At 58.3% G+C, this 10,127-nt stretch carries 9 protein-coding genes and 1 pseudogene; 2 read left to right on the top strand and 8 right to left on the bottom strand.

The window, feature by feature from the left end:
- Positions 1 to 495, top strand: a 495-nt coding sequence (locus AC0L3X_RS45635) for an IS630 family transposase (RefSeq protein ID WP_473317519.1), incomplete at its 5' end; no start/stop codon positions are given.
- Here the strand turns inward: AC0L3X_RS45635 and AC0L3X_RS45630 are convergent.
- On the bottom strand, positions 478 to 1,164 hold the full coding sequence (locus tag AC0L3X_RS45630; RefSeq protein WP_231145353.1) for a L,D-transpeptidase family protein: 687 nt from the start codon (positions 1,162 to 1,164) through the stop codon (positions 478 to 480). The two genes, AC0L3X_RS45635 and AC0L3X_RS45630, sit on opposite strands and share 18 nt — an antisense overlap.
- 504 nt (positions 1,165 to 1,668) lie before the next feature.
- Between AC0L3X_RS45630 and AC0L3X_RS45625 the strand changes: the two genes are divergently transcribed.
- Entirely contained in the window at positions 1,669 to 2,910 is a 1,242-nt protein-coding gene (locus tag AC0L3X_RS45625; RefSeq protein ID WP_245328642.1) for a transglycosylase, read from the top strand.
- A gap of 187 nt (positions 2,911 to 3,097) precedes the next feature.
- Here AC0L3X_RS45625 and AC0L3X_RS45620 read toward each other — a convergent pair.
- The 7 genes and pseudogenes from AC0L3X_RS45620 to AC0L3X_RS45590 all read right to left on the bottom strand — a co-directional run.
- Positions 3,098 to 3,438 (bottom strand): annotated as a pseudogene (locus AC0L3X_RS45620) (phosphate acetyl/acyltransferase); the annotation flags it as partial.
- 472 nt (positions 3,439 to 3,910) lie between these two features.
- The gene (locus AC0L3X_RS45615; RefSeq protein ID WP_084795345.1) at positions 3,911 to 4,369 is read right to left on the bottom strand and encodes a hypothetical protein; all 459 of its coding nucleotides are present in this window, start codon (positions 4,367 to 4,369) and stop codon (positions 3,911 to 3,913) included.
- A gap of 386 nt (positions 4,370 to 4,755) precedes the next feature.
- On the bottom strand, positions 4,756 to 5,019 hold the full coding sequence (locus AC0L3X_RS45610) for a hypothetical protein (protein ID WP_038945657.1): 264 nt from the start codon (positions 5,017 to 5,019) through the stop codon (positions 4,756 to 4,758).
- 229 nt (positions 5,020 to 5,248) lie between these two features.
- On the bottom strand, positions 5,249 to 5,428 hold the full coding sequence (locus AC0L3X_RS45605) for a SpoIIAA family protein (protein WP_049808091.1): 180 nt from the start codon (positions 5,426 to 5,428) through the stop codon (positions 5,249 to 5,251).
- A 342-nt stretch (positions 5,429 to 5,770) separates the two neighbouring features.
- Positions 5,771 to 6,535 (bottom strand): outer membrane protein, encoded by a 765-nt coding sequence (locus tag AC0L3X_RS45600; RefSeq protein ID WP_038953383.1) that lies wholly within the window; start codon positions 6,533 to 6,535, stop codon positions 5,771 to 5,773.
- 1,009 nt (positions 6,536 to 7,544) lie between these two features.
- Positions 7,545 to 8,597: a SphA family protein gene (locus tag AC0L3X_RS45595; protein ID WP_063981889.1), complete on the bottom strand. Its 1,053-nt coding sequence runs from the start codon at positions 8,595 to 8,597 to the stop codon at positions 7,545 to 7,547.
- Positions 8,598 to 9,397: 800 nt separating this feature from the next.
- Positions 9,398 to 9,919 carry a Spy/CpxP family protein refolding chaperone gene (locus AC0L3X_RS45590; protein WP_038945733.1) on the bottom strand — a complete coding sequence of 174 codons (522 nt, stop codon included), beginning with the start codon at positions 9,917 to 9,919 and terminating at the stop codon, positions 9,398 to 9,400.
- Between the last annotated feature and the right edge of the window lie 208 nt (positions 9,920 to 10,127).

Here is a 10,127-nt window from a genome sequence, read left to right as displayed (position 1 = left end):
CGGCGCACGCACAGTTATGTGCGGCATGGTACGACCTCGCTGTTTGCCGCGCTCGATGTCGCCTCGGGGTTCGTCATCGGCAAATGCTATAAGCGGCACCGGGCAGTCGAGTTCTTGAAGTTTTTAAAAGGGATCGATGCTCAAGTTCCTGAAGGCCTCGATGTCCATCTCGTCATGGACAACTACGCCACCCACAAAACACCTAAGATCAAAGCGTGGCTCGCCCGTCGGCCGCACTATCATGTCCACTTCACGCCGACTTCCGCGTCATGGATCAATCAGGTCGAGCGCTGGTTCGCTGAACTCACCAGAAAACAGATCCAGCGAGGTGTTCACACCTCCGTCAGGCAGCTCGAGGCCGACATCCGTACCTTCATCGACCTGCACAACAGAAAACCGAAGCCATTCAAATGGACCAAGTCCGCAGACCAGATTTTGGCTTCCGTCAAACGCTTCTGCTATAAAGCTCAGCGGACTTTATGTGGCGAACTTTAGATTCACGTGACTAGTGGCTTCTGGAGTCTCGGTCTTGGACACCGGTGATCCATGCGTTGCCGCGGCTGTGCTAACGCTCTTACCCACGACTGTGGCAGCCTGAAATTCCGGCGAACCGGACACTGCTTTCGGCTTAAAGAGGTGCGGACTGGTTATCTCGACCGGCTGGACATCGTGGTGCGCAATGATCACGCGCGTGCCGCGCTTCGTGAGATGCCAGAGTCGAATGGCAAAGTCATTTTTCAAACGGATGCAGCCGTGTGACGCCGGATGCCCAGGCACGACACCGGCATGCAACGCAATCCCTGACCAGGTGATGCGCTGCATGTAGGGCATGGGGGCAGAGCTATAAATATTTGAGCGGTGCCATCGTTGTTTGCTGATCACGCTGAATACGCCCAGGGGTGTAGGATGCCCCTGAGTTCCCGTGGACACCGTCGAGCGTGCGATCAATGCCCCGTTGTCAAAAAGCGAGACCCGTTGGTCAGCGATCGAGATGATGATCTGGAGCGGGCCCTTCGGAGGGGCCTCAGGCCGAGCGTTCTTCGCAGATCCAGAGTTTGTCTGCCGGTGATAGTGCTTGTGTTTGAACGGAGCGTAGTGGCCTGGCCAGAACCTGTCCTGCGGCCAAAACGGAAACTGAGCGTGTGCGATCCCTGTAGAGAGCATGAAAGCGGCGAAAGCTATTATTGGAGTCTGCCTCCTCATTCAGTGCCTCATGCAGTGAAGTTGCATGCGAGGTCCAACGCAAGAAGCGTGGCGTTACCGACCATAGCCTCGTCTTCAAATCTGGTCGCAGTGGGTCGAAAATTGGACCAATTCCAATGACGGGGCCAATCTGCCGGAAGAAGACAATCGGCAATAGCCGTCGCGCTGATCGCCGGGCCGATCAATGTACGGTGTGAGGGCCGTTGCGACGGACGCTTTGATCTTGGGCAATGGGTTCGGTTCGCTCAGATGATCCCATAAATCGTCAACGACAGACCGCTCGAAGGGACGGCATCCCCGACTACGGCCACTCAAGCGCACCTGTTGGTCCGACATTCACCATGACCGGCTCGCCGCGAACTAGCCGCATGCGTCGCATGGGTCCGAAACTTCCCAACACGCTTACGTCGCAGAACAATTGCTTGCCGCCGGCGCGTTGCATGCGGGCAACACTTCGTGGAAAAGATGATGAACCGCGGTTTGCGCCATTGCGCGGCCATGTCTCGACCCGAAAATTCACCCGTCGCGTGCTTGGCTGTGCAGCATTGCTCGGGTGGGGCCTTTGGAAGCGACGGGATGATGAACCCGCGGCGATTTACGGCAGTGGTGCCGACGTTTTGCGGAACGGTCGTTCTCGCGGGGGGGATCGTTGGCTGGCTGGCTGGCTTCGGTTCGGCCGGCACCGAGAACATCGGCGCAGTGCCAATCGAGGATCGCGCAGCATCGCTCGCCGCCAACGCCAGGCTCGCGGATGAACCGCAGGCAATCGCAATGGACAACGCCGTTGTCGCTAACACCGTTGTCGCGAACGCTGCTGTGGCTGGCGCCGAAGTGGCGACGGCCGCCGAACCCGCGGCGGGGACGGCCACCGACACGACGGCGGCTTCGGATAAGCCGGAATCGATCGTCGTGGCTGCGTTGCCCGATCCGTCGCAGATGCTGTCGGCCGATTTACCGCCCGTGCAGGAATCGGTGGACTTGGGCCACCATGATGTCGCCCAACCGGGGCCGACAACGCGCAATGCCTCCAACTCGGCGCCGGTGACGCAGGATTTTCGCTATCTCATCTATTACGTCTGGTCCGAACTGCCTCCTGCCGAGAAACCGGCGGAGATCGTCTTAAAGTCACTCAAGGACATCCCGGTCGGAACGCCGGTCGAGGAGATCAAGCGCGCTTCCGACGCTTTCGGTCTGGACTTCCATTTCATGAAAGCGGTTGCCAAGATCGAGTCCGGTTTCGACCCCAAGCAGCGCACGGGGTCGTATATCGGCCTGTTTCAACTGAGCAAGTACGAGTTCAACAAATTCGGCTCCGGGCAGATTCTTGATCCCCGCGACAATGCCATTGCGGCAGCTTACAAGGTCATTACCGAAGGCATTCTGTTCGAGTGGGTGACGCAGAAGAAGCCGACCTTGAGTGATCTTTACTTGATCCATCAACAAGGCTGGGAAGGCGCCGCCGAGCACATCAGCCAACCCGATCGCATCGCTTGGAAATCCATGTGTGCCACCAGCGAAGGGAGGGAGAAACGCGAAAAATGGTGCAAACGCGCGATCTGGCGGAATACCCTTCCGGCCGTCAAAGCCGAGTGGAAATCGGTGGATAAGCTGACATCGGGGGCGTTCGTCGGAATGTGGCGCGAGCGGGTTGCGCATTTCCAATCGAAATACATGGCTACCGCCGACGCCGAACGGGCGAACCAGTAGATTTCCGTTGAGTGGTTGGTAGGAGTTGCCGCACGCGCGGGCCGAGCGGGGGCCTCACCGCCGCCGCGAGACGTGGTGTCGCTCAGTGGTCGCGCAGGACGCGCTTTACGTTTTCAACGACTCGCTCGGACCATTCCTACTGCGCGCTAACGAGGTGATCGATCAGATGCCGATGTCTGGTTGTGGCCCGGTCCATGCGTAGACCGCCGGCCTTGGCCGTGATGCTACACATCAGCTCGTCGGTGTGCAGACTGCCTTTCATCAGCATCTCGCCGTGGGCAGCGTGGATCAGTTCGACGGCCTTAGCGGCGGCCGCCTCGCTGTGCGGCGCATCGACGATTTCGATTCTCGCGATGTCGAGCCCGTGAGTGTCGGCCGTGTCTCTGATCTTTCCCTCCGGACCCACCAGGATCGGTCGGATGATGCCCGCGCTGGCGCTGTCGAGGACGCCGCAGCGCAGGGAGGTCTCGTCGCAGGGGTGCACCACGACGGTCTGAACGGGATCGATCGAGCGGGCGCTGCGATCAGAGTATCGTACTTGCTCGGAGTGCTCGTGTGGGCGTTTGCGGTAGCCTGGTCGACGGACTCATCGCTGGCGTTTCATTCACGCCTTTCAGGGCTACTGGGCGGTTTTTGACCTCAAGGGCCTAGTTGAATCCGCAGTGGGCCGGATAGGCTTGAACCATTACCACCTTATACCGTGAGATTTACGGACAACTCTCACGACGACCCAGGCAAAAACGTACCTGAGCCTAAGCCATGCGCAGAGGAGGCCCGGCGGTTCGCGCAGCAATATGCCGACGTTGGGAAGTTACGAGGTCGCTCGAATTGAGGAAGTCTCTGCCCCGCAGACCCTCGCCTGAATCCTTGTCCTCCTCATTGCATGATCGAATGAAGTTCGCTGCCGGCGGCACAATACCCATTCAGGGTGCACAGTGGTTCGTCGCCAATATGTTAACGCCTCGCGCGGAACGGCTGGGTTAGACCAGCATCTGATCAACTACGAGCGCAGGAAAACCGCAGCGTCTAGATAGCAAGGAGGAAATATCGCCTTAAGCCTCGCGCCGCGCAGGAAGATTGTGTGACGAGACAAACCACCACGCGTTGCGATCCAATTCCGAACCGGAGCCGGGTACATTGAATACATTATTCGTGTGGCTTCTGGATTTGTAATTTGGCGTCCGCCAGCCCCCAGGTCCCAGGCTGCGTGGAAGGCAAGATTTGCCCTTTCAGTTACGCAGATTCTTTCCGAAGGGATCTTAGCTAGGACGATCGTACAGGCCGAGGCGCAGAGGCCATCGATGATCACAGTCTGGCCCGTGTTCTTCAAGTTTTCGTACCGATCGAAGTAACGTTGGATCAACCCACCCCGATCGTTGATAATCCTCACCACGGCATCGCTTGGGCCCGCGTATCCCAGTGAAAATGCTGTAGCGAGCAATGCCGTCAGGAATTTCATGTTTGTGCCTCTCAACATTGCATTTACCCCGGTACTACGTTCGAATGTGTTGCGGCAGGAACGACGTCACTGGGCGTTCGGGTAGCGGGTAGCAGGACTCGGCAGCCTGCCTCCGGAATGAACCCTTCGTAGGTTTGGAGCGGCAATCTGAGGCGATCGTGGGACACCCGCAGTTATCGGACGGCTATGCGCTTACATTTCTTGCGACCGCCGAATGGTTTCTGACAGTTTGCCGTACCCGGCGGCCGCGTCTGACTTCCAAGCTGAATACGAGGGTTCGATTCCCTTCCCCCGTCCAAACTTGTCGAAGAACTAGCCTGCGAACGATTGTTGCTTTCGACAAGGACTTCCCGTCTGGCGCGCGGCGCGGTCGTGGTTCACTGCCTCTACTTCGGTACGCATTCGACGTTGAAGGCAATGATGATCTGCGCTGGGTCAGCCTGACCCAGGCTCTTCAAGTCTTCCAAACCGCTTCTCATCCTGGCTCCCGCCTCCTTCAAGCGCTCCTCCAGTTTGGACTTCGCTGCCAGGCAGCGCTCTTCACTGGAAAATTCCTGGAATACCACGGTCGGAAGGACCCTCCATTCCGCTCTGTCATTTGTGGCGGCCGGACTAACTGAATACGAGAAGACGTACATCAGGATCCACATCGGAAGGCTCCATCTGTGACGCGACGGCAGTGAAAGCCTGCGCCCTCAAGGCCATCGTCGATAAGAGGGGCACGTCTCGCCTGCGTCGGTGCTTGCCACAGGCCGTGTTAGTGCAGCGCTGCTTAACAAAGGGAGGTTGATCTGGATCAAACAGAAGCCCGATACTTCCATCCTATGAGCCGGGGCTTGTCCTGGCGGGCGCACTATGGGCGGATCACGCCGATATGGATCATTGCGCTTCCAGCCACGCCAGCGTCTCCGCTTTTTGATCGGACGAAAATCGACGAACTTGCGCCGAGACAAAGTGCTTCGCCATCCGCGGTATGGCCTTGAAGAGCTCGCTGTCAGTCACGACGACCACGCGCTTCACCTGTCGATGATAGCCTCCGACGAGCTTGAGCTGTCCCAGCTCGGAAAGGCCTTTGCGAATATCATTAGGCCGGCCAGCTCTCCATTCGCCGCGACAAAGGGATCGATTTCCTGGGCGAGCCGCTCAAAGTTAGCTTTCTCGCGAGCGCCCCTACCGGCGAGAGAGTGAGGATGCGTCGGTCTCGCAGCAACTCCGGCCTGAGAAGTTCGAGGCCGCTCAACTATCGTCGGCTTATTGGGCTGACCGAAAGCAGCCGCAACATCTGTAAACCGGCGCTCTCACCCACCTCAGACATTGCAAAGATGCAGCAACCGCTAGCCATACATAGCCCGCAAAAAAGCCCCGGCGAGCCGGGGCTTTGGTTTGCGCAGACTGGAGCGATCAGTATCTCGCCGCGACAGGAGCTTTTCCATACCCGCCGAAGCGATAGTTGAAGCGCACAGTGACCATATCCACGTCTTGGCTGATCCGGTCGTTGAGTACGGCCGCAAGCCGCGGATCGGCCACGGAGAAGGAGTTGTTCGCATGTCCCATCCACAGATGATCGTATTCAACACCGACCGACCAATTTTGTGCGAAGCCATACTCCCAGCCGACACCCAGCGCGCCGCCCCAGCGCGTGTTATCTGCCGAGACCAGACCGATCCCGGTGGTGTTGTCGAATATTGTCAGGCGATTGCTGGTTACGGCCGCGCCGCCCTTCACGTAGAGCAGTGACGCGTTCCACGCCCAACCGAGTTGGCCCGTGAAGAGACCGATGGCGTCGGTCTTAACTGTGGTTGAAAGTGTCGGGTTGAACAGGCTGACGCGTGTGTTGCTGAGGTCGGCCCAATCGCCCTGCGCTTCCAATCCGAACACAAATTGATTGGATTGCCAGCGATACCCGACCTGCCCGCCGACAACGCCACCCGACCGATCCCGGCAACCGCTTGCAACTGTGCCTGCGAGCGTGACGAAATCCACGCAATTGTGGCTTTGGCCCCATCCGCCGTTGGCGCCGATGTAGAAACCGGTCCAGTCATAGATCGGAGCGACCACCGGCGGCGGCGCCTTGGTGTAGGGGCGTGCCGCCATATCAGCCGCCGACGCGGGGGCCGCCATGCTCACTGCCAGCAAGGCCACGCCACTTAACAAAATCTTCCTCATTATTCTCGCTCCATCCACGTTTCACCCGAACGATGCCGGTTCTTTTTTGGATGTCCGGCGTTCCAGCTCGAACCTAGCTGAGCCGACTAGCATTCGATGTGCCTAAGCGGCAACAGTCGGGAAAATTTGGAAATGTGCGCGCGCTCTAGTTGAGTAAGCGCTATTGACCAATCAACGAAGGAATTTGCGTCTTAGAATTTGCGGCAGCGGCGGTTTGTTGGCCCCTTAGCCGAAGGTCGATTGAGCGCGTGTCATGTCGGCTGTCAGGGGCAAACCGGACGCCGATCCAACTTGGCGTCCACCGCTGCTTTTGACCCAATTGAGACATGAGCATTCCATGATTTGTGCAGCGCGCATGAACGCAGTGCACCATTCCCCTCGACGCCTTTTCCTGCTGGCCTGAGTATCTGGAGCAGTCATGTGCAAAGCTTTGGCGAAAACTATGTCGCTCGATGCGCTGCACATATTCATTGACATCTGGTGACAGTGGCCGACATTGACGGCCATGGTAGATAATAGGAGTAGGTGCAATGAGGGCTTACTCAATTGTCGGGCTGCTGTTTGCGGCAGTGGTGTTGGCGACGATTCCAGTCTCGCCGCAGGTTACATCGCGTGGCGTCGTGGAGTTAAGCGTTGATCAAGCGCAGGCCTACACGTATCGGCGCGCCCGCGTGACTGCGCGTCGTGTCGACCGTCGCGATTACCGCCATACGCGTCGTGCCGTGCGGCGTGGTGTCTACTAACGGAGCGCGATGCGCGCCGACAAGGTACGAGACGGTGATCAAAGTGCTCGATCACTCGCCCGCGCCGACGATTGATTGAGTAAATCACTGCGGTTCGTGCATGTCGTTTGCTGCGGCGATGAGTCCAGGTCTGGCCCATCAGCGAAGTGGTGACACGCCTCATTGAGGTCCGTTCAACGAGGCCGACGTGCTTACGTTGAGTCCTTCGCATTTTGACCCATTTGAGACATCGGCCGATCGCAGCCGACGTCCGGTTGGCACGAGGTTTATTTCACAACCAGATGCTTCGTGCGCGCTATGGCGGCAGGCGCGGACGGGGAAATGGTGAACGTCAGCCAGGTATTCCATCCTGACGGACGGTTGGCTGCACCGAATTCGCCGTATCCCCTCAGGCTAAGGGAGCCGTGCATGTCTGCGACCGGGAAGCCGTACCCGATTTGCGGACCGACACCGAAAACGCGTGACCTGAAGCCACCGAGGATCGGGTTCTGGCCGGAATCGTCGGTGATTTGCTGGTAGGCATATCCGACAATGCCGAGGAAAAGCTGCTTGGTGAGGTAGTGCGATGCGCCCCAGTCGAAGTGGAAATCGATGCCGCTCCGGTACAGGGTATCAGGATTCCTGAAATTGTAGGTAAGGCCGGCGACGCCCGAGATTTCGTTTCCTGCCGCCGGGTCGAAATAGGTATAGGCGCCTCCAATGTCGATCGCGCCGTGCCCGAGCCCGATGTTGGGAATCCGCGTCGGATCATAGTCGCCGACGGGAATATTGCCCGTGACGTAAGCCATGTAATTGTCGACGCCATGGCTCCATAGCAGTTGCGCGAATGGCGCGAGGTCGCCGTAGGAGGTAAGTGAGCCTTCGAGCATTCCGGTGCGCGTCATCACAATCGGTCCGGCTATCGCTGTCAGTGTTCCGGCGATACTGGTGGCGGCTCTGCCGTACTGGCCGGACATGCCTACGACCAACTGCCCGCCAAGCACCGCCGTCGTGAAAGTATACGATGGCGCAAGGGCGATCAGGTCGGCCCGCCCGCTCAGACTCAGATTTAGATTAACGTTGACGTTCGCGGGGATTTTGCCGGCCAGGATCTCTTTGGCCGCAGCAGCGCCCCCGGTTGCGGCGACGCCGGAATGGTAATCGATGACACTGAGCGCCCAGCCCGGTGTCTGCTGCATGGCCACGAGGCTCGCAAACTGACCCGGAAACCAGAACGAGCTACCGCCCTGGTCGGCATGCGAAACATCAGCGCAAAGCACGAGAGCAGCAACCGCTGCCGCATAGTTGATGACGCGGCTTCCCGGTTTGTTTGATCTCATTGCAAACCTCTGGGCGGCATTTGCAACCAGTGGCGGCTACTGCAAAGCGCTCCGCGAACCGCGGGGCCCCAAGTTAGACGGCATTCAATACTAGGGCACAAGCAGCGTCGAAATCCGTGACAGAATGGTAACAGCGGGGGATATTTGTATTACGGCGATGACGCAGTCTCGGCTCGACCAAGAGTTGCTTGCGCTGGAGATATTCGGTTTTCTTTGCCGGAGCGAGGTCTTTTCCTGGGTCATCGCGACAAGTGTGGGAGGTCTTGCTGAGGTCTGCTGTTGGCGGCAGAGCCGACTTGATTTTGCTCACCGCAAGTATTGCGGCTCGTGACCCTGGCTGTGTGGAAACGCTGCTGCTTTGCCATGATTCTCTCGTGATTCTGCGGGGGAAGCAGAGAGGCGCTTCGTTGAGCAGGCGGATCGTGGGCAATGGACACTATTGCCTGAATGCCTGAACCCGCTCGCTATGCGCCAACGTCGCGAGACAGTCGAGCATCCGTTCGGCACGATGAATGCACGCATGGGAGGGACCCACTTCCTCACTAGAACGCTCCCAAAAGTAGCCGCCGAGATGGCACTCTCGGTTCTGGCCTGACACGGGTCATCAACATCGTCGGGATCAAGCCGCTGATCTATGTGATCGCGGCCTGAGGCCGAGCCGGTCTTGGCTTGCTATCGGCTCATCTACAAAAGTGTGCTTCTACAGCCAAGACCCTTAGCAAACATCGTCTAGGCATACAGTCAGTTAGCTGCGTATGCTCCGACCATTATGCATTAGGTTCGAATTGAACTGCTTTGGCTCAGTCCTCGTCCTCGGACAGCGCACGGCGCCGGTCTACGGCATCACTCATATCGTGGAGTACCAGAATCGCGATGGCCGCCATGCGCTGCCTCTGTTCGGGATTAAGCGTTTTGTAGAGTGGCTGCCACGCCTCGGCGAGTTTATCCAAATCGGCTGATCGTTGAGCCAATGCTTCCGAGCGCCGCTGCAAGAAGGTGATAGGGTCACGATTGCGCAGGGCTTCGACACGGTTTTCGTCGGCCCGTCTACCCACTGTTTCTCCGATTTTTGCAAGGCGGGCTTTCCGGTCCTCCGCCCTGGCACGAATGGCGCTCTCTACAGCGGGCCAGTATTTCTCCTGGTCAGGTGTCAGCTGCAACGCGGCCTTTACCAGATCAATCCTCATGTCCGTCAGCGTATTCCGGTCGGCTGCATTTAACCGTTCCGGAGTCGCAGAAGAGGTTTGCGAGGTTTGCGCGTTGGCAATCGGGGATGCAGCAAGGAAGAGTGCGGTTGTTCCGGCAACTACTATTTTCAACATCGGCCATCTCCTAGGCGAGTTGCCCCACTCCACAATGGTGACGCACTGCGCGGTTACGTTGATCTAAATCAGGGAACCAGCGCCGCCCAGTGTTCGTCCTTTTACATCTCAGAAATCAATCTCGTATCGAGGGCCGACGGCGAGGCCGGGCACGTTCAGACCTTTGTGGGGTTTGGCCCCTCCAAGGAAGAGGCAGAGAAGAGCGCCC

Source organism: Bradyrhizobium sp. MI1.7 (assembly GCF_055811795.1).
Note: the sequence above shows the minus strand (reverse complement) of the source record. Positions and strands in the feature narration are given on the sequence as shown.

Excerpts from the sequence above, each read along its gene's own strand:
- AC0L3X_RS45625 (WP_245328642.1), top strand. The coding sequence starts at position 1,669 with ATGATGAACCGCGGTTTGCGCCATTGCGCGGCCATGTCTCGACCCGAA.
- AC0L3X_RS45610 (WP_038945657.1), bottom strand. The coding sequence starts at position 5,019 with ATGTGGATCCTGATGTACGTCTTCTCGTATTCAGTTAGTCCGGCCGCC.
- AC0L3X_RS45590 (WP_038945733.1), bottom strand. The coding sequence starts at position 9,919 with ATGTTGAAAATAGTAGTTGCCGGAACAACCGCACTCTTCCTTGCTGCA.
- AC0L3X_RS45595 (WP_063981889.1), bottom strand. The coding sequence starts at position 8,597 with ATGAGATCAAACAAACCGGGAAGCCGCGTCATCAACTATGCGGCAGCG.
- AC0L3X_RS45615 (WP_084795345.1), bottom strand. The coding sequence starts at position 4,369 with ATGAAATTCCTGACGGCATTGCTCGCTACAGCATTTTCACTGGGATAC.
- AC0L3X_RS45600 (WP_038953383.1), bottom strand. The coding sequence starts at position 6,535 with ATGAGGAAGATTTTGTTAAGTGGCGTGGCCTTGCTGGCAGTGAGCATG.
- AC0L3X_RS45630 (WP_231145353.1), bottom strand. The coding sequence starts at position 1,164 with ATGCTCTCTACAGGGATCGCACACGCTCAGTTTCCGTTTTGGCCGCAG.